The organism is Streptomyces sp. NPDC054932 (genome assembly GCF_053610205.1).
Genome location: NZ_JBSGXU010000009.1, coordinates 31,556 through 49,435, shown reverse-complemented (window position 1 = coordinate 49,435; position 17,880 = coordinate 31,556). Strand labels below are relative to the sequence as shown.

At 72.5% G+C, this 17,880-nt stretch carries 18 protein-coding genes; 9 read left to right on the top strand and 9 right to left on the bottom strand.

Annotated elements, in window-relative coordinates:
- Positions 1 to 116: 116 nt before the first annotated feature.
- Positions 117 to 569, top strand: coding sequence for a DoxX family protein (locus ACWGE1_RS04415; RefSeq protein ID WP_453419058.1), 453 nt, complete (start codon positions 117 to 119; stop codon positions 567 to 569).
- Positions 566 to 988, top strand: coding sequence for a Zn-ribbon domain-containing OB-fold protein (locus ACWGE1_RS04410; protein ID WP_453419057.1), 423 nt, complete (start codon positions 566 to 568; stop codon positions 986 to 988). Before ACWGE1_RS04415 ends, ACWGE1_RS04410 begins: the two co-directional genes overlap by 4 nt.
- A 19-nt stretch (positions 989 to 1,007) precedes the next feature.
- Here the strand turns inward: ACWGE1_RS04410 and ACWGE1_RS04405 are convergent, their stop codons facing one another.
- Both ACWGE1_RS04405 and ACWGE1_RS04400 read right to left on the bottom strand, forming a co-directional pair.
- On the bottom strand, positions 1,008 to 1,682 hold the full coding sequence (locus tag ACWGE1_RS04405; RefSeq protein ID WP_453419056.1) for a pyridoxine/pyridoxamine 5'-phosphate oxidase: 675 nt from the start codon (positions 1,680 to 1,682) through the stop codon (positions 1,008 to 1,010).
- A gap of 1,150 nt (positions 1,683 to 2,832) precedes the next feature.
- Positions 2,833 to 3,177 carry a hypothetical protein gene (locus ACWGE1_RS04400; protein WP_453419055.1) on the bottom strand — a complete coding sequence of 115 codons (345 nt, stop codon included), beginning with the start codon at positions 3,175 to 3,177 and terminating at the stop codon, positions 2,833 to 2,835.
- A gap of 157 nt (positions 3,178 to 3,334) precedes the next feature.
- On the opposite strand from ACWGE1_RS04400, the gene ACWGE1_RS04395 reads away from it, so the two are divergent.
- Complete coding sequence (locus ACWGE1_RS04395) at positions 3,335 to 3,886, top strand: N-acetyltransferase family protein (protein WP_453419054.1); 552 nt, start codon at positions 3,335 to 3,337, stop codon at positions 3,884 to 3,886.
- A 67-nt stretch (positions 3,887 to 3,953) separates the two neighbouring features.
- On the opposite strand, the gene ACWGE1_RS04390 is transcribed toward ACWGE1_RS04395, so the two are convergent.
- Complete coding sequence (locus ACWGE1_RS04390) at positions 3,954 to 4,406, bottom strand: nitroreductase/quinone reductase family protein (RefSeq protein ID WP_453419053.1); 453 nt, start codon at positions 4,404 to 4,406, stop codon at positions 3,954 to 3,956.
- 106 nt (positions 4,407 to 4,512) lie between these two features.
- Between ACWGE1_RS04390 and ACWGE1_RS04385 the strand changes: the two genes are divergently transcribed.
- A complete protein-coding gene (locus ACWGE1_RS04385) occupies positions 4,513 to 5,514 on the top strand; it encodes a LysR substrate-binding domain-containing protein (RefSeq protein ID WP_453419052.1) in 1,002 nt (333 codons plus the stop codon).
- A 7-nt stretch (positions 5,515 to 5,521) separates the two neighbouring features.
- Here ACWGE1_RS04385 and ACWGE1_RS04380 read toward each other — a convergent pair whose 3' ends face one another.
- Positions 5,522 to 5,707 carry a hypothetical protein gene (locus ACWGE1_RS04380; RefSeq protein WP_030385746.1) on the bottom strand — a complete coding sequence of 62 codons (186 nt, stop codon included), beginning with the start codon at positions 5,705 to 5,707 and terminating at the stop codon, positions 5,522 to 5,524.
- A 190-nt stretch (positions 5,708 to 5,897) separates the two neighbouring features.
- On the opposite strand from ACWGE1_RS04380, the gene ACWGE1_RS04375 reads away from it, so the two are divergent.
- Positions 5,898 to 7,247, top strand: coding sequence for a carbohydrate-binding protein (locus tag ACWGE1_RS04375; protein WP_453419051.1), 1,350 nt, complete (start codon positions 5,898 to 5,900; stop codon positions 7,245 to 7,247).
- A 77-nt stretch (positions 7,248 to 7,324) separates the two neighbouring features.
- Here ACWGE1_RS04375 and ACWGE1_RS04370 read toward each other — a convergent pair whose 3' ends face one another.
- From ACWGE1_RS04370 to ACWGE1_RS04360, 3 genes are read right to left on the bottom strand one after another with little or no spacing between them, the layout of a single operon-like run.
- Entirely contained in the window at positions 7,325 to 8,341 is a 1,017-nt protein-coding gene (locus tag ACWGE1_RS04370) for a YdcF family protein (RefSeq protein WP_453419050.1), read from the bottom strand.
- Positions 8,342 to 8,364: 23 nt separating this feature from the next.
- Complete coding sequence (locus ACWGE1_RS04365) at positions 8,365 to 9,945, bottom strand: N-acyl-D-amino-acid deacylase family protein (RefSeq protein ID WP_453419049.1); 1,581 nt, start codon at positions 9,943 to 9,945, stop codon at positions 8,365 to 8,367.
- Positions 9,946 to 9,955: 10 nt separating this feature from the next.
- A complete protein-coding gene (locus ACWGE1_RS04360; RefSeq protein ID WP_453419048.1) occupies positions 9,956 to 11,242 on the bottom strand; it encodes an amino acid deaminase in 1,287 nt (428 codons plus the stop codon).
- A gap of 132 nt (positions 11,243 to 11,374) precedes the next feature.
- On the opposite strand from ACWGE1_RS04360, the gene ACWGE1_RS04355 reads away from it, so the two are divergent.
- Complete coding sequence (locus ACWGE1_RS04355; protein WP_453419047.1) at positions 11,375 to 12,127, top strand: IclR family transcriptional regulator; 753 nt, start codon at positions 11,375 to 11,377, stop codon at positions 12,125 to 12,127.
- Positions 12,124 to 12,534, top strand: a complete 411-nt coding sequence (locus ACWGE1_RS04350) for a RidA family protein (protein ID WP_453419046.1) — start codon at positions 12,124 to 12,126, stop codon at positions 12,532 to 12,534. The genes ACWGE1_RS04355 and ACWGE1_RS04350 overlap by 4 nt, the downstream gene beginning before the upstream one ends.
- An 87-nt stretch (positions 12,535 to 12,621) precedes the next feature.
- Here the strand turns inward: ACWGE1_RS04350 and ACWGE1_RS04345 are convergent, their stop codons facing one another.
- Positions 12,622 to 13,959 (bottom strand): M14 family metallopeptidase, encoded by a 1,338-nt coding sequence (locus tag ACWGE1_RS04345; protein WP_453419045.1) that lies wholly within the window; start codon positions 13,957 to 13,959, stop codon positions 12,622 to 12,624.
- Positions 13,960 to 14,084: 125 nt separating this feature from the next.
- Positions 14,085 to 15,788 (bottom strand): chitinase, encoded by a 1,704-nt coding sequence (locus tag ACWGE1_RS04340; RefSeq protein ID WP_453419044.1) that lies wholly within the window; start codon positions 15,786 to 15,788, stop codon positions 14,085 to 14,087.
- A 399-nt stretch (positions 15,789 to 16,187) separates the two neighbouring features.
- Here ACWGE1_RS04340 and ACWGE1_RS04335 point away from each other — a divergent pair, with 399 nt between their 5' ends.
- Together ACWGE1_RS04335 and cpaB are read left to right on the top strand one after the other, a co-directional pair.
- On the top strand, positions 16,188 to 17,126 hold the full coding sequence (locus ACWGE1_RS04335; RefSeq protein WP_453419043.1) for a hypothetical protein: 939 nt from the start codon (positions 16,188 to 16,190) through the stop codon (positions 17,124 to 17,126).
- Positions 17,127 to 17,174: 48 nt separating this feature from the next.
- Complete coding sequence (gene cpaB, locus ACWGE1_RS04330) at positions 17,175 to 17,876, top strand: Flp pilus assembly protein CpaB (protein ID WP_453419042.1); 702 nt, start codon at positions 17,175 to 17,177, stop codon at positions 17,874 to 17,876.
- The last annotated feature ends 4 nt before the right edge of the window (positions 17,877 to 17,880 follow it).

Sequence of the window (17,880 nt, the reverse complement as noted above, 5' to 3'; positions counted from 1 at the left end):
CGCGGGGCGCGGACCCGCGGCCGGCCGGGGCCTTGCGCGATCGCCCCGGATCCGCTCAACTGACGTACCGTCAGATAGAGCGTGCACGTCGATCGCGAGAGGGGTGGGGGCTGCCGATGCAGACCATCTGGCTCAGTGGGGCCGAATGGCTCGCCGTGCTCCGGATAGGCCTCGGCCTGTGGTGGCTGGAGAGCTGGCGGCACAAGGACAAGAAGGGCTGGTTCGAGCGCGGCACCGGCATCGCCTGGGCCGCCGACGTCGCCGGCAAACACCGGTGGACCTTCGTCAAGGGCGGCTTCGATCGGATCGTCGCACCGAGGCCCAAGGTGATGGCGTACATCGTCGTCTACGCGGAACTCGCCCTCGGGCTGGGCCTGGTGCTCGGCTTCCTGACCCCGGTCGCACTCGTCGGCGGACTCCTGCTGAACCTGCTCTACCTGGTGCTGATGATCCACGACTGGGCCGAGCAGGGCCAGAACGCGATGATGGCGCTCATCTCCCTCGTCGCGCTCCTCGCCATGTCCTGGCAGACCTGGTCCCTCGACGCGGCGATCGGACTGTTCCTGTGACCGGCACGGTGCGATACGACCTCCCCGAGACGGACGACTTCAGCCGCCCCTACTGGGACGCGGCCGCGGAGGGCCGGCTGCTGGTGCGGCGCTGCGCCGACTGCGGGCGGGCCCACCACTACCCGCGCGAGTTCTGCCCGTTCTGCTGGGCGGGCGAGGAGCGGGTGACGTGGGAGACGGCGAGCGGCCGGGCGACCCTCTACACGTGGTCGGTGATCCACCGCAACGACCTCCCGCCCTTCGGTACGCGCGTCCCGTACACGGCGGCGGTCGTCGACCTGGCCGAGGGCCCGCGGATGATGACCGAGGTGGTGGCCTGCGAGGCGGAGGACCTCCGCATCGGCATGCCGCTGACGGTCACCTTCCGCGAGGCGGCGGACGGGGTGTGGGTGGCGGTCTTCCGGCCGGCACCGCACTGAGGGCCCTGCGGGCCGGGGATCAGGGCCAGAGCAGCCCGCGCTCCCAGGACCCGTCGGCCGTACGGGAGTAGCGCAGGCGGATGTGCCTGCGCGCGGCGTCCCCCTGGAAGAACTCCACCTCGGCGGCGTCCAGTACGTACCGCGTCCAGGTCGGGGCCGGCGCGTCCGGCTCGGCCCCGGCCCGCTCCCAGGCGGCCGCCGAGGCCCGCGCCAGCTCCTCCACGGAGCCGAGCACCTCGCTCTGCCGCCCCGTGAGCGCGGCGGCCAGCGCACCCCGCGAGCGGACCGCCAGGTCCGCCCGGCTCTCCTCGGGCCCGCAGGCGGTGACCCGGCCCCGGACGCGGACCTGGCGGCCCACGGTCGGCCAGTAGAACCCGAGGGCGGCCTCCGGCCGCCCGGCCAGCTGCACGCCCTTGGCGCTGGTCGCGTGCGAGGCGAAGTGCCAGCCGCGCGCGTCGGCATCGTGCAGCATCAGCGTCCGCACATCGGGCCGCCCCTCCCCGTCCACCGTCGCCAGAGTCATGGTGTGCGGCTCCAACTGCCCCGCCCGGGCGGCATGCACGAACCACTCCCGGAACAGTGCCAACGGCTCACCGGGCGCGGCCCCGGCATCGAAGCCGGGAAGCGGAGAGTCCCACACCCGCAGGGAATGCAGGGTGGTGCGGAAGTCGTCACTGCTGATCTCGCTGCTCATGCGGCCATCGAACAGGAACCTGGGCGCGGGGACCAGCGAAGCCGTGCGGGGCGGTGGGGGTGAGCGGGGCTTCGGTCGGGCGGAATCAGGGATGCGTATGGGGGTTTCCCGTCAGTCCCATCGTCTCTCCGTGTCGGGCCGGTCCCTCAAGGGCGCTCCCTTCGGTCGCGTCGCTGCGCGATGGCCTTCGGCCACCCTTGACCGCCCGTCCCGCCCCGGACATACGAAGACTGCCGGGAAACCCCCAAAGGAACGGGCCGGGCGTTCAAGGATCAGGACGGGGTGGTCGGAGATGGACGGCCCGGTCGGGCGTGAGAGGCACGCCCCCGAGGCGGGGCCCATGGGAGAGGCCGGCCGGGTCGGGGGAAGCGCATCCAATCGCTACGCGCTCCTCACGTCTCAGCGTCTCCAGGCCGTCTTGGGCTGGGCATAGGCCGCCCACGAGTCGCGGAGGCTTGCCGCTGACGGCGACCGGAGGTCGGCCGGGGCTTATCGGGACCGGTGGGAGGGGCTGGCGGCCGGTACTTCACCTATTCCGTAGTGAATCCGGGTCAGGGCGGGGACGACTCCACGAAACGGCGCCCAAACGACCGCAATTGGGGCAAAGGCTGGCCCTTTGGGCCGCCCGCTTCCGCTGACCCGGCTCCACTACCGAATAGCCGTAGTCGCAGGCGTTTCCTGCTCCCGACAGCCGTCGGACGCAGTCAATGAGGAGTCCCACGGCTCGTGGGCGGCCTATGTCCAGCCCCAGACGGACCGCAGACGCCGAGACGTGCGAAGCGCGTAGCGATTGGATGCGCTTCCCCCGGCCCGGCAGGTCTCTCTCATGGGCCCCGCCTCGGGGACATGCCCCACCCTGACCGGGCAGGGCATCCCCGACCACCCCGCCCTGCCCCCTTAACGCCCGGCCCGTTCCTTTGGGGGTTTCCCGGCAGTCTTCGTATGTCCGGGGCGGGACGGGCGGTCAAGGGTGGCCGAAGGCCATCGCGAAGCGACGCGAGGAACGAGCGCCCTTGAGGGGCCGGCCCGACACGGAGAGACGATGGGACTGACGGGAAACCCCCATACGCCTCCCTGACCGCCGCCTGAGCGGCTCCCGCCCCCGAAGCCGCCCCGAGTCCCCGAGCCCCGAGCCCCGAGCCCTCAGCCCTCAGTGACCCGTGGCCGGCGGGCGCGGGATCGTCCACGCTGCCACCGGGGGGCGGGGCGGGCGTCGCTTCAGGGCTGCCCTGGTGAGGTAGGTGACTCCCGCGACGACCGTCGCGGTGGACGACAGCACCACGATCGCCGGCTGCCACGGGGTCCCGGCTCCCGTGCCGGTCAGCCACGTCGCTGCCGAACCCGCGGCCAGGAGCAGGAACAGTGCGACCCTCGCCCCGAGCGTCAGTCCGCTGCTCATCGCGGCGTAGAGGAAGCCCAGGACGGCGCCTGCCGCGAGCGTCGCGATCAGAGCCAGGATCGCGAGGACGAACAAGAGGATGAGCATGATGACCATGGCGCAACGACCTCCGGGCTGGTGGTGACCGGCAGGTTCACCGTGGCCATACTGTCAGAGTGTTTGAACGTGTTCAACGCGGGTCGCTCCAACCGTCACCCGTAGGTTCTGGTGTCGGCGCCGGGGCCCGGTGGTGGGGGCGTGGCACGATCGCGGGATGGAGTACCGGTACGCCACCGAGGCCGATGTGCCCGCCATGGCGGAGCTCTTCGCCGCCAACCATCACGACGCGCTGACCGAGCGGCAGCGGGCGGAGCAGGGGTTCGTGCAGGGCCGTTTCGACGTCGGCGTGCTGCGCGGGATGGCCGGGGCGCGGGAGCTGCTGGTCGCGGACGACGGGGGTCGGATCGCCGGGCTGCTCGCGCTGTCGGTGCCCGCGGCCCCGGCCGACGCGTCGCCGCCGGTCGCGGGCCTGCTCCGGGCCCAGGGGGCCCTGGAGTGGCAGGGGCGCCCCCTGGCCGAGGTGCGGTGGCTGCTCTACGGGCCGGTGGTGGTCGCGGCCGCGTACCGGGGGCGCGGCGTGGCCCGGGCGTTGTTCACCATGGCCGTGTCCGCGGCCTCGGAGCGTGCCGAAGCGGTGGTCGCCTTCATCGAGGCCGGGAACGTGCCGTCCTGGAAGGTGCACGTCGACGGCTTCGGCATGGTCCCGCTGGGTGAGTTCGTCGCGGGCGGGCGCACGTACAGCGCGGTTGCCGCGCCGACGTTCTAGGTACGGGCCCAGGTCCGGGTCCAGGTCGTCCGGGTCCAGGTCGTCCGGGCCCGGCTCCGGGCCCCGGTCAGCTCCGGCGTTCCAGGATCACCAGAGGGATCTGGCGGGGCCGGGCCGCGGCGCGGTCGTCCTCGAACGGGGGCCACAGGGCCGTCATCATCTCCCAGTACGTCTCGCGCTCCTCCGGCGTGGCGGTGCGCGCCTGCGCCGTGAAGGCGGCGGCGCCGGCCTGGACGCGGACCTCCGGGTGGGCGGTGAGGTTCCGGTACCAGCGGGGGTGGTGCGGGGCGCCTTGGGCGGAGGCCAGGACGATGTAGCTGCCCGCGTCCTCGCCGTAGATCAGCGGGGTGCGGGAGGTGCGGCCGGTGGCGCGGTCGAGCGTGGTCAGCAGGAGGGTGGGGACCCCGTGCCAGAGGTGCCCGTCGGCTCCCGCAGTGCTCACATAGGCGCGGACGTGGTCGAGCCGTGGGCCGGGGCGCGGGTCGGTGGGGTGGTCCCAGTCGACGTCGAGTGTGTGCATTTTCCAGTCCTTAGGGTTGTGTCCCCCTTGCGGCTAACGAGCATTAACGATTCTGGATGCGCACGACCCATAGCGCACGACTACAGGTCTGGACCAAGCTCTTCGTATGGATCTGGAGCTGAGGCACCTCAAGATCGTCAGGGCTGTCGCCGACGCCGGGAGCCTGACCCGGGCCGCCACCGCGCTCGGCCTCGCCCAGCCCGCGCTCAGTACGCAGCTGAAGCGCATCGAGCGGGCACTGGGCGGGACGCTGTTCCTGCGCGGGCGGGAGGGCGTACGGGCCACCGCGCTCGGGGAGCTGGTGCTGGAGCGGGCCAGGGTGCTGCTGCCCGCGGTGTGCGAGCTGCAGGAGGACGCCCAGCGGTTGGCCCGGCAGGGGGCGCGCGGCTACCGGCTCGGCGCCACGCACGGGCCGCTGCTCGGCGGGCTCGTGGACCGGCTCGCCCACCGGGAACCGGGCGTGCCCGTGACCACGTACACCTCCTGGTCCGAGAAGGAGATCGCCGGCGGCGTCGCCGACGGGCGCCTGGACTTCGCGATGGTCGGGGTCTGCGGCGAGAGCGCGCCGCCCGAGCCCGGGCGCCTCGCCTGGATGGAGGTGGCGCGCGATCCCGTGCACGTGATGCTCGCCGAGGACCATCCCCTGGCCCTGGCCCCGCGCGCGGAGATCGAGCTCGCCGAGCTGGCCGCCGAGGCGTGGACCGACGTCCCCGGGGACGGGTGCTTCGGCGACTGCTTCGCCGCGGCCTGTGTGCGGGCCGGTTTCGCGCCCGCCTGCGTCTACGAGACCGACACCGCCTCCTGTGTGCACCTGGTGCAGGTGGGGCGGGCGGTCGGCCTGTGCCGGGCCACCTTCCCGGCGACCCCGGGGGTGGTCACACGGCCGCTCACCGGGACCCCGCTCATGTGGCGGCACCTGCTGGGCTGGCATCCCGCGGCGCCCGCCGCGGCCCGGGCCGCGGAGGTACTGGAACACGCCCGGGCCGCGCACGCACAGGCGCTGGCGAGATCGGCCGGCGGACTCCCACCGGCCCCCGGGCGCGGGGACCGCTCCGCCCCGGGGGGCGACCCCGGGGCGGAGCTGTCGGCAGCATCCGTGTCGCGCTGAGCCGTACCTACGGCAGATAGCGCTCGATGACCTGCGGGCCCTCCTTCTCGATCAGCATGCGAGCCTTCTCGACCCGCTCCGGAGTCGGGTCGTGGCCCGTCGCCATCACGAGGTCCTCGGGGTCGTACGGCCGCTCCCCGCCCGTGAAGAGCCGGTCCGACCGTGTGGGCTGCTCGTCGGGTTCACTGACCATCGCGTACCTCCTACGGTTTCCCCTGGCCCCATCCTCCGGCCGACGCCCCATGAACGCACCTCGGCTGCGGCGGCGCCGTCCGGGGACCGCGGGCATAACACCGGGGGAGGGGTCAACCGGCAGCTCCCGCAGGACGGTTCGGATTTCTACGGTTTCCGCAGACCCCCACCGGAAACCGAGGAGATCCCCCATGCTCAAGCGACACGCCCGCGCGGCGTGTACCGCCCTGGCCGCCGCCGGGCTGCTGCTGGCCGGGACCGGCGGCGCCACCGCCGATCCCGCGCCGCCCGCCGCCCCCTCCGCGTCGGCCACCCTGCGCACCGCCGACGCCCCGCCCGAGCTGCTCGCCGCCATGCAGCGCGACCTCGGCCTGACCCCCACGCAGGCCAAGGCACGACTCGCCCACGAGGCCGAGGCGGGGGCCACCGCCGCCCGGCTGCGCGACCGGCTCGGCGCCGCCTTCGCCGGGGCCTGGGTGGACGGGCCCGACGCGGGCACCCTCACCGTGGCCACCACCCGGGCCGCCGACACCGCCGCGATACGGGCCACCGGGGCCCGGGCCGAGCTGGTCACCCGCAGCCTGGCCGACCTGGACGCCGCGAAGACCGCGCTGGACCGGGCCGCCGGTCCCGCGACCCCGGTCCGCTACGTCGACCCGCGCTCCAACACCCTCGTCGTCGAGGAGACCGGGCCGGGCGCGGCGGCCGCACTGCTGGCCGCCACCGGGACGGACCCGGCCCGGGTCACGGTGGTCCGTACGGCCGAGGTCCCGCGCCCGCTCTACGACCTGCGCGGCGGCGACGCCTACTACATGAACGGCAGCGGCCGCTGCTCCGTCGGCTTCCCCGTCACCAGGGGGACCGTGAACGGCTTCGCCACCGCCGGGCACTGCGGGCGCGCCGGAACCACCACCAGCGGCTTCAACCAGGTGGCCCAGGGGTCCTTCCAGGCATCGGTCTTCCCCGGCAACGACATGGCCTGGGTGGCCGCCAACACCCAGTGGACCGCGACCCCGTACGTCAAGGGCAGCGGCGCGAACGTGCAGGTCACCGGCTCGGTGCTGCAGCCGGTCGGGGCCTCGGTATGCCGTTCCGGATCGACCACCGGATGGCACTGCGGCACGATCCAGCAGCACAACACCAGCGTCACCTACCCCGAGGGCACCATCTCCGGCGTGACCCGGACGACGGTCTGCGCCGAGCCGGGCGACTCGGGCGGCTCCTACATCTCCGGGAGCCAGGCCCAGGGCGTCACCTCGGGCGGGTCCGGCAACTGCTCCAGCGGCGGGACCACCTTCTTCCAGCCGCTGAACCCGATCCTGTCGGCGTACGGACTGACCCTCAAGGTCAGCGGCAGCGACCCCGGTCCGGGACCCGGCCCCGGCGAGCCCGAGCCGGGCGGCACCTGGAAGGCGGGCACCGTCTACGCGGCCGGCGCCACCGTCACCCACGGCGGCGCGACCTACCGCTGCATCCAGGGGCACCAGGCCCAGCCGGGCTGGGAGCCGCCGAACGTCCCGGCGCTCTGGCAGCGGGTGTAGCCCGTACCGCCGCGCACGCGCGGACCGGTGCCGTGACTGCCAAGGGGGGAGTCACGGCACCTTCGCGTGCGCGCGGTTCAGACGAGGACCGCGGCCAGCGTGCCGAGCGCGCCGAAGACGGTCAGCAGGCCGCAGATCGACAGGTTCACGAGCCGGTGCTCCCAGAAGACCGCGACGAACTCCCGGATGGTGGCGCTCGGCACGTAGTACTTCGCGGTGGGGGAGCCCAGTACCTGCCCGTTGACCCCGGTCTTGCGCGCCAGCATCGCGGCCCGGAAGGCGTGGAAGTTGTTGGTGACCACCACGCACCGGTAGGCCGGATCGTGCGCCTCCATGATCTCCCGGCTGAAGCGCATGTTCTCCTCGGTCGTGGTGGACCGGTCCTCCAGCACGATGTGCTCCGCCGGGACGCCCTCCGAGATCAGCCAGTCCGCCATCGCCCGGGCCTCGGCGACCTTCTCGTCCGATCCCTTGCCGCCCGACACGAGCAGGACCGGCGGCCGGCCGCCCCGGGCCAGCTGGGCCTCGTAGATCTGCTGCCCCTTGCGCAGGCGCGAGGCCAGCAGCGGAGGCACCCGGTCCCCGCCGACCAGTCCCGAGCCCAGCATGACCACGTGGTGGACGTCGCCGCGCACCTTGATCCGTCCGTAGAGGAAGGCGTAGCCCAGGAAGCAGAAGAAGACGAAGGAGACGTAGCCGGCGACGACGGTGAGGGTTCCGGCGATGCCGCCCAGTACGGGGGATCCGACCACGCCGACGAGGACCAGCAGCGCGATCAGCGCGAAGATCGCGAGGCCCGCGAGCATCGACAGCAGGTTGGCCGGCCGCAGGCCCTCCTTGCGGACCATGGTCACGCCGTTGCGGACGAGGAAGACGCCCAGCGCCAGGGTGGCGAACGCGGGTGAGGCGAAGGCCAGTACGACGACCGTGACGGCCGCCCAGGTCGGCAGCTTGCCCACCTGGAGGAACAGGGCGGAGAAGGCGCTCAGGAAGGTCAGCCCCAGGAGCACGGCGTTGCTGAAGCGGCGCCGGTCCTGTCTGACGCTTATGCAGAACGCGAGGAAAAGCAGGGCGGCAAGGGCGAAGGCGACCATGCCGCCCATCGTAGATGTCGGATCTACCGGGGACCCTGGTCGGTCCGGCGGACCGAACGCCCGGCCAGCACGTCCGTCCGGCGCCCGTCGCGCATGACGAACCGCCCGTCGATCAGGACGTGCGGGATACCGGTCGGCAGCGCGCGGGGACGCTCGTACGTGGATCCGGCCGCGACCGTCTCCGGGTCGAAGAGGACGAGATCGGCGCGGTGGCCCACGCGGACCAGACCCCGGTCGGGCAGCCGCAGGCGCGCCGCGGGACGGCCGGCCAGGTGCGCCACGCACTCCTCCAGGGAGAGCAGGCCCAGTTCGCGGACGTAGTGGCCGAGGTAGTGGGGGAAGGTGCCGTAGGCGCGCGGGTGCGGCTTCGCGCCCCGGAGGATGCCGTCGGAGCCGCCGGTGTGGACCCGGTGGCGCATGATCGCCCGGACGTTCACCTCGTGGCCGACGTGCTGGAGGATCGTCGGCGCGAGCCGGTCGCCCAGCAGGAGCCGGCGGGCGGTCTCCCAACCGTCCAGGCGCCTGCCGACGTACGCGCCGTGGGCGGGGTCCGCGGTCCCCGAGATCTCGATCGTCGACCAGTCGACGGGCACCCCGTGGCAGCCGTCGGAGCCCTCGACCTCCAGCGCGTGACGGATCCGCTCGGCCTGGGCGTCGTCCCGCAGCCGGGCGAGGACCGCCTCCGGGCCGCCCTCGTTCGCCCAGCCCGGCAGGAGCGCGACGAGGGTGGTGCAGCCGGGGGTGTACGGATAGCTGTCGAGGGTGATGTCGGCGCCCCCGTCCAGGGCCGCGTCGATCAGGGCCAGCAACTCGGGGGCCCGGCCCCGGTTCTCGCCGAAGTTCATGGTGGCGTGCGCGAGGTGCAGGGCGCAGCCGGCCTCCCGGGTGAGGGCGATCATCTCGGCGTAGGCGGCCAGGGCGCCGTGGCCGTAACTGCGGTGGTGCGGGCAGTAGTAGCCGCCGTAGCGGGCCACGACCCGGCACAGCTCGGTCAGTTCGGCCCCGGAGGCGTACATGCCGGGGGTGTAGGTGAGCCCGGAGGACAGGCCGACGGCGCCCTGGGCGAGGCCCTCGGCGACGAGGGCGCGCATCCGGTCCAGCTCGGCCGCGGTCGCGGGGCGGTCGTCCCAGCCGAGGGCGTACGCGCGGACCGTGCCCTGCGGGACGAGGTAGGCGGCGTTGACGGCGATGCCCTCGCCGCCGAAGCCGCGGTCCAGCCGGTCGAGGTAGCCGCCGACCGTGCGCCAGTCGAAGTCGATGTCGTCGCCCGGGCCGTTCCAGCCCGCGATGGCGGCCCGCACCTCGCCGAGGGTGCGGTCGTCGGCGGGCGCGTACGACAGGCCGTCCTGGCCGAGGACCTCCAGCGTCACGCCCTGCGCGGCCTTCGCGCTGTGGTCCGGGTCGCGGAGCAGGGCGAGGTCGCTGTGGGCGTGCATGTCGACGAAGCCCGGGGCGAGGGCGAGGCCGTGCGCGTCGAGGGTCCTGCGCCCGCCCGGGAGCCTGCCGATCGCCGCGATCCGGCCCTCGTGGACGCCGACGTCGGCGGTGTACGAGGGCCCGCCCGTGCCGTCGACGACGCGGGCCCCCCGGATGACCAGGTCCACCGGCCGGCGCCTAGAAGAAGGTGCGCACGTAGTCGGTGACGGTGCCGTCGGCCGCCACGACCGGGATCAGCGGCCACTTCTCGAAGATCGTGCAGGGGTGGGACATGCCGAGGGCCACCCAGTCGCCGACCTGTACGTCCTCGGCCGAGCCGGTCTCCAGCCAGGCGTGCTGGTCGGACAGTTTGACCACGCGGACGCCGGTGGCGGGCCGCTCCTCGCCGGTGAGGGCGTCGCGGACCAGCTCGGCCTCGGGCAGGCCCAGGTCGTAGGCGATGTCGCGCTTGCCCGCGTTGACGAAGGCCTGGGTGGGGGAGGGGCGGGAGACGACCTGGGTCCACAGCCGGAACGCCGGGCGCAGGCCGCCCTCTTCGGGGTGCCGGTTGAAGGGGGTCAGGCGGGTGTACCAGCCGTGGTCGTGGGAGACGTACGCGCCGGAGCGCAGCAGCTTGAGGACCGGGCGGGAGAGCTCCGGGAGCTCGGCGAACACGTCGGCGACCGCGTCGAACCAGGCGGAGCCGCCGGCGCTGACGACGATCTCGTCGAGGTCGGCGGGGAACCGGCCCGCCTTGTCGAACTCGACGGCGAGGGCGGTGAGCCGGCGCAGGTACGCGTGGACGGAGCCGGGGTCGGCGTCCGGGACCTCGGCCTCGTAGCCACCCATGCCGACCAGGCGCAGGGCGGTGCTCGCGGCGACGGCGTCGGCGACGGCACGGCAGTCGTCGTCGGTGCGGGCCCCGGTCCGGGCACCTTCGCCGGCGCCCAGCTCGACGACGACGTCGATGCGGGCGGTCCGGCCCTCGAGGGCCCGGTCCATGAGCTCGACCCCGCGCACGGAGTCGACGTAGCAGACGAAGCGGAAGCCGGGGTCGGCGGCGAGCTCGTCGGCGACCCAGCGCAGGGCGGCGGGATCGACGAGCTCGTTGGCGAGGAAGATCCGCTGGATGCCGAAGGCGCGGTAGACGCGGGCCTGGTGGGGGACGGCGGCGGTGATGCCCCACGCGCCGTGCTCCAGCTGGCGCCGGAAGAGCTGGGGGGACATGCAGGTCTTGCCGTGCGGGGCGAAGGCCAGGTCGTGGCGGGCGGCGTAGGCGCCCAGCGCGGTGAGGTTGTGCTCCAGCGCGTCCGCGTCGAGCGTCAGCACGGGGGTGGTGAAGCCGCCGGAGTAGAGGTCCCGGCGCTCGGCGGCGAGCTGCCCGACGGTGAGGCCGTGCGCCTGGGCGTCCGGGGGGAGGCCCTTGAACCGGTGGTCGACCGGCTCGTCGGCGAGGTCCTTGACGGGGTCGCTGGCGGTGGCCATGCGGGTGCCTCCCGGGGATTGCGTGGTGTGCAACGGTCGTTGCGTATACCGCTGCATGCTGTCTAACATCCCGGATGACGGTGGGTCAATGCGCGGCGCCGCTGCGCAGTGACGGTCACGAGAGGGCGCGGCATGAGCCAGTCGGTCGAGAGGGCGCTCGGCATCCTGCCCCTGCTCGCGCGGGGCCCGGCCTCGCTCGGCGAGGTCGCCGACGCCCTCGGCGTGCACAAGAGCACCGCGCTGCGCCTGCTGCGCACCCTGCACGAGCACGGCTTCGTCTACCGCCAGCCCGACGGCCGCCACCGCCTCGGCGCCCGGCTCTTCGCGCTCGCCGCGGAGGCCATCGAGAACCTGGACGTCCGGGAGATCGCCCACCCCCACCTCGTGGAACTGAACAGGGCCACCGGGCACACCGTTCACCTCGCCCTCCACCAGGACGACGAGGTCGTGTACGTCGACAAGGTCGACAGCCGCTACCCGGTCCGCATGTACTCCCGCATCGGCAGGCCCGTGCCCCTCACGGTCGCCGCCGTGGCCAAGCTGCTCCTCGCCGACCTGCCCGAGGCCGAGCGCCGGGCCCTCGCCGGCCGGATCGAGTACCCCCGCTACACCGCCCGCTCCACTCCGGACGCGGGGGCCTTTTTGCGCGAGCTGGACCTCGTACGGGAGCAGGGCTGGGCCACCGATCTCGGCGGGCACGAGGAGTCCGTCAACTGCCTAGGGGCGCCCGTGCACGGGCCGGACGGACGGGTCGTCGCCGCGCTGTCGGTGTCCGCGCCCGGTGTGGTCCTCGCCGCCGAGGGGCTGCTCGAACTGCTGCCGCAGGTGCTGGCCACCGCCGGGGCCATCAGTCAGGACTATTCAGGAGCACAGGAGAGCACGTGACCGAGAAGACCGCCATCACCCCCGACACCCACACCGCCCCGCCCGCGAAGTTCTCGCACGGCGTGCGGAAGGGGAACATCCTCCAGGTCGCCGGCCAGGTCGGCTTCCTCCCGCACGTCGACGGGCAGCCGCCCACCCCCGCCGGGCCGACGCTGCGCGAACAGACCCTCCAGACGCTGGAGAACGTCCGGTCCGTCCTGGAGGCCGGCGGTGCGGGCTGGGACGACGTGATGATGATCCGCGTCTACCTGACGGACACCGGGCACTTCGCCGAGATGAACGGCATCTACAACGCCTACTTCGAGGAGCAGGGCCTGGGGGAGGCCCCCGCGGCCCGCACCACCGTGTACGTGGGGCTGCCGGCCGAGCTGCTCATCGAGATCGACGCCCTCGCCGTCCTCGGCTGAGGCAGGCCTGCGGCCGGATACGCGGCCGGATACGCGGGCGGGGCGCCCCCCTGGCGGTGGGGCGCCCCCTTTCACACGGTCAGCCGGTCACGGCGTCGTGCAGTACTGGGCTTCCTTGCCGATCGAGCGGTACATGCAGTCCGCGTTCTCCAGCAGCTGGAGCACCGCGTCCTTGTTGCGCGCGGTCTCGCGGTCGATGACCTCGTCCGGCGGGTAGAAGCCGCCGCCGCCGCTCTCCGGGTACATCTCGAAGGTGTAGGAGAAGATCTTCTGGTTGCCCCACAGCCAGTCGTCGATCGTCCCGTCCGTGATGTAGAGGTCGCTCGACTGCTCCGGCGTGTAGCCGTTGCTCGCCGCCATGCCGGTACCGATCTTCTTGTAGACGGCGAGGTCGTCGGCGGTCAGGCCCGGGGCGGTGTCGTTGTAGGTGTAGCCGAAGGGCCACAGGACGAGCTCGCTGTAGGTGTGGAAGTCGATGGCGGCCTTGATCTGCTGCTTGCCGCCGATCACCCGGCTGCGTACGAAGTCCGAGACGACCTTCACCTCGGGCGCCGACTCGGCGGCCGCGCCCCGGTAGGTCTCGGAGCTCTTGCTGCTGCTGGAGCCGCCGCAGCAGCCCCACTTGTAGTTCCAGTTGCGATTCTCGTCCGTGCCGACGTAGGAGGAGCCGGCGTTGGGCTGCCGGTTCTTGCGCCACGAGCGGTAGGAGCCGGTGGCGATGTCGTACTCGCCGCCGTCCGGGTTGAGGTCCGGGATGATCCAGATCTCGCGGCCGTTGACGGCGTTCGTGACCCGGGAGTCGCTGCCGTACTTGGAGGCGAACTCCTTGAGCAGGTACAGCGCCATCTCCACGGTCAGGTGCTCGCGCGCGTGCTGGTGGGCGGTGAAGAGCACCTCGGGCTCGGCCTCGTCCGTCGCGACGTTGTCGCTGATCTTGATGGCGAACATGTCCCGGCCCTGGTACGACTTCCCGATCACCCGCTTGCTCGCGATCGAGGGGTACTGCGCGACGAGCTGGTTGATCTCGGCCGTCGCCTCGGCGTAGTTGTGGTACTTCGAGTCCGCCGAGGGGAAGTCCATCGGGCTCGCCGCGATACCGGGCAGCGAGCGGTCCGGGGGGCCGGGCAGGGCGGTCAGCCGGTAGCCGAGCTCCCCCAGCTTCTTCGCCTGCATGGTGTCGGCGCTGACCACGACGGTGTGGTCGTCCACCTCGTCGATCGAGACGCCCGTACGGAGCAGGGCGGTGCGGTCGGCGGCGGTGGAGGGGCCGTGGATCCGGTACTGGACGATCGCCTCGTCCTGGGTGGCGGTCGAAGGGGTGGGCGGAGGGGAAGCCGTCGCGCTCATGCCGTAGGCGGGTGCGCCCAGCGCGAGCGCCAGCAGGGCCGCCGTGAGGGCGGCCCTTCGGCGGGTATGGAGCCGCATGCGTTCTCCTGGGTCGGGAGTGTGGGGGTAGCCGTGCGGACGCGCACAGCGTGCTCTCGTGGCATGTCCCGGTCAAGGACACGCTGTGCCGGCCGTACCGATCCGGCCACCCCCACACGTACCGCCTACGGGAGCCCGTGGACCTTCGGACCCACCGAATTCGACCAAGCACTACCCGCCTTGGCGTCCCAGTTGGTCGACCAGGTCATCGCGCCGCGCAGACCCGGGTAGGTCTTCGACGGCTTGAAGGAGCCGCAGTTCGTGCCCCGGGTCAGGCAGTCCAGGGCGTTGTTGACGACGCTCGGGGAGACGTAGCCGCTGCCCGCCCCGCTCGGGGAGGCCGGGACGCCGATGCCCACCTGCGAGGGGTCGAGCCCGCCCTCCAGCTGGATGCAGGCGAGCGCGGTGAGGAAGTCCACCGAGCCCTGGGAGTAGACCTTGCCGTCGCAGCCGTTCATGGAGCCGCTGTTGTAGTACTGCATGTTGACGACGGTGAGGATGTCCTTGATGTTCAGCGCCGTCCTGAAGTAGCCGCCCTGCGTGGACTGCATGTCGATCGTCTGCGGGGCCATGGTGATGACGAGCGAGGAGCCCGCCTTCGACGACAGCGAGCGCAGGGCCTGCGTCATGTAGGTGGGGTTCAGGCCGTTTTCCAGGTCGATGTCGATGCCGGTGAAGCCGTACTCCTGCATCAGGGCGTACGCAGAGTTCGCGAGGTTGTTCGCGGAGGCCGAGTCGTTGACCGTGATGGTCCCCTTCTCACCGCCGATGGAGAGGATGACCGACTTGCCGGCCGCCTCCTTCGCGGCGATGTCGGCCTTGAACTGGGCGACGGTGTAGCCGCCGAGGCCGGCCGAGTCGAGGTTGAAGGTGATGGCGCCGGGCGTGGTGGTGGCGTCGGCGAAGGAGACGGCGATGATGTCGTACTGCGCGGAGACGTCGGAGATCTTCTGGACGGTCGCCCCGTTGTTGAAGTTCTGCCAGTAGCCGGTCAGGGCGTGCTTGGGGACGGCGGGCCCGGGGCCCGGACCCGGGTCGGTGCCGGTGGTGGTGCCGGTCACCGGGGCGGACCTCGGGCCCTCGCCCGCCGCGTTGTACGCGCTCACCTGGAAGGAGTACGAGGTCGAGGCCGCGAGCCCGGTGACCTGGGTGGAGGCGGCGCCGCCGGTCACGGCCTGGACGCGGACGCCGTCCTGATACACGTAGTAGCCGGTGGCCGAGCCGACCGCGTTCCACGAAAGGGTGAGGGCGTTCGCGCTCTGACCGGAAACGGCCGTCCCGGCCGGGGCTCCGGGGACGGACGGACCCGGGTCGGTGCCGCCTCCGCCGTCCGGGCCGAAGGCGCTGAACTCGTCGACGACGTAGGCCGGCTGGCCGTACCAGCCGTGCGTGTAGACGGTGACCTGGGTGGTGCCGGGGCCGGTGGTGAAGGTGGTGGAGAGCTTCTGCCAGCCTGCGCCCGATCCGGGCGTCCAGGTGGAGACGTCCTGGGTGCCGGTCCCGGTCGCGCCGAGGTACACGTAGGAGCCCTGGACCTGCGTGCTCAGCGTGTACGTCGAGTTCGGCTTGACCGTGACGGTCTGGCTGCAGCGGGCGTTGTCCTGGCCCGCGGGGGTGGCCTTCAGGGCGCCGGATCCGGAGTGGACGGGCGAGGAGACGGAAGCGCCGGTTCCGCCGGTGCAGGACCAGTTGGCGAGACCCGACTCGAAGCCGCCGTTGCGGGCGACGTTCACGTCCGCCGCCTGTGCGGTACCGGCGGCGAGGGCGGACAGGGCGCCCGCGGTCAGGGTGACGGCGATGGGGAGGGCGAGGGAGCGTATGCGGTTCACGTGGGCTCCGGTGGGGGGAGGAAGGGGGGTGCGGGGATGGGGGGACCCGGTGGGGCGGGTCCGACTCAAGGCGTGCGTTGCCAAGTTGGTCCAGACCAATCCCCGTGTCAAGAGTCTTTGCGATGTGGCTTGAAATGGCCCGCTATGCGATCCCTGTTGTCCGGGTTTCCGCCCCCGGCGACCCGTGCCGTGAGCACGGGAATCCTCAAGGCCCTGCCCCGCCAGGGGCGACGCGGATATGGTGCTGGGGCAAGGGGGAGCGGGTCGATCGGATGCGGTCGCGCAGTGCGGGCGCGGACGTGAGGAGTCCGTATCGGGCCCGCGTCGAGTCCGCGTCGAGCGCGCGCCGGGCGGGTGACGTGCTCGCGGCGCACGGGGCGAACGTGGGGGAACGGGGGAATGCGCGTGCCGACCGCCATCGCTGTCACCAGCGCCGATCTGGTACTTCCGGCCCCTGACCGGCACACGCCCGGCGCGGCGTTACTGCACCCGCCCGAGCAGCTCGACCTGGAGGCCGCGCTCGCGGAGACGGGCGCCCTGCTGGAGCGGCACGGCCACCTGGTGGCCCTCGTGCCGCCATGGCTCCCGCGCTCCACCGTGCAGCGGCTGCACACCGTACGGGCCATCCTGGAAACCGACCGGATCGCGCTCCTCGGCATCGATCTGCCGCCGCTGGGAACGGCCCTGCTGGCGCGTCAGCTGCGGCAGCTCAGCGTCTGCGACTTCAGCCCCGGAATCATCGCCTCGGCGGCCCGGCTGCTGTCCCACTACATCTACGCGGGCGCCCTGCTGGGCTCGGTCGCCAAGCTCGACCGGGTCCGGGTCCCCGTCGGACTGGGTGCGCACGCCCGGTCCTGGTCGCCGAGCGCGCAGTTCGCCGTCATGGCCCATCCCAAGCCGCACCTGGCGAAACTCGGCGGGGGCGGCAGCGGTGGCGCAGGCGGAAGCCGCGGCGGAAGCCGTGGCGGCCAGGGCGCCCACGGCCCGCGCAGCGGGGTGCTGCCCGCCGGTCCCGACTTCGCCACGCACCTCACCTTCGCCCGCGGCCAGCTCACCTCCGACTGGGTCACGGCCGAACTGGCCCCCGCCTGGCAGGTCCAGGGCGTCATGGAGAACCCGCTGCCCGGAGCGTCCCCCGGCTGGTGGGGCACCCCGAAGCTCGTCGAGTTCGCCGCCGGGATCCCCGACCTGTCCGTGCTCTACCAGCTGGTCGCCTCGGTCCGCCGGGAGGAGTGCCGCTGGTGCGGCCTCGAACTCATCGGCGACCGCTGCGGCTTCTGCGCGGCGCCGCTCACGGCACCGCCGCCGCCCGCGAGCACCGCCCGTTCCAGACCCTGATCACTCGAACGCACGAATGAATGAAGAACGGCGAGGTAGGTAAGGCCCATGAACTCACGCCAGCGCCGCGGCGTCATCCTGCTGCTCCTGTCGGTCCTGTGCGCACTGGGGGCCTTCGCCGGAGTCCTCGTGGTGATCGGCGACGTCAACTCCAAGGTCGGTGCCGAGGTCGTCGCGTACCGCGCCAAGGGAGACATAGCACCGTACAGCCCGCTGGCGGCGGGGCAGTTCGAGGAGGTCAGGATCCCCAAGCGGTGGCTTTCAGACACCGCCGTCACCGACCTCGGCGCCCTCAAGGACAAGATCGCGCTCACCACCCTGAAGAAGGGCTCGCTGCTCCAGGCGGACATGTTCGTCGACCGGCCGCAGCTGCAGCCCGGCGAGCAGGAGATCGCCATCATGATCGACGCGGCCACGGGCGTGGCGGGAAAGATCACCTCCGGCGCCAAGGTCAACATCATCGCCACCTTCAAGGGCGCCAAGGACACCGACCCCTCGCGGTCGGTGATCATCGTCGCCAACGCCCGGGTCCTCGGCGTCGGCAGGCTCACCGCCCTGGACAAGGACGCCGACCGCAAGGGCCCCGCCGAGGCCGTCCCGATCACCTTCGCCCTGAACACCAAGGACACCCAGCGCGTCGCGTACGCCGAATCCTTCGCGGAACACGTACGCCTGGCCCTGGTGGCCCCCGGCACCGACTCGGCGCCCGGCCCGGGCGACCGCACGTACACCCTCGACGGGGACAGGTGAGGCC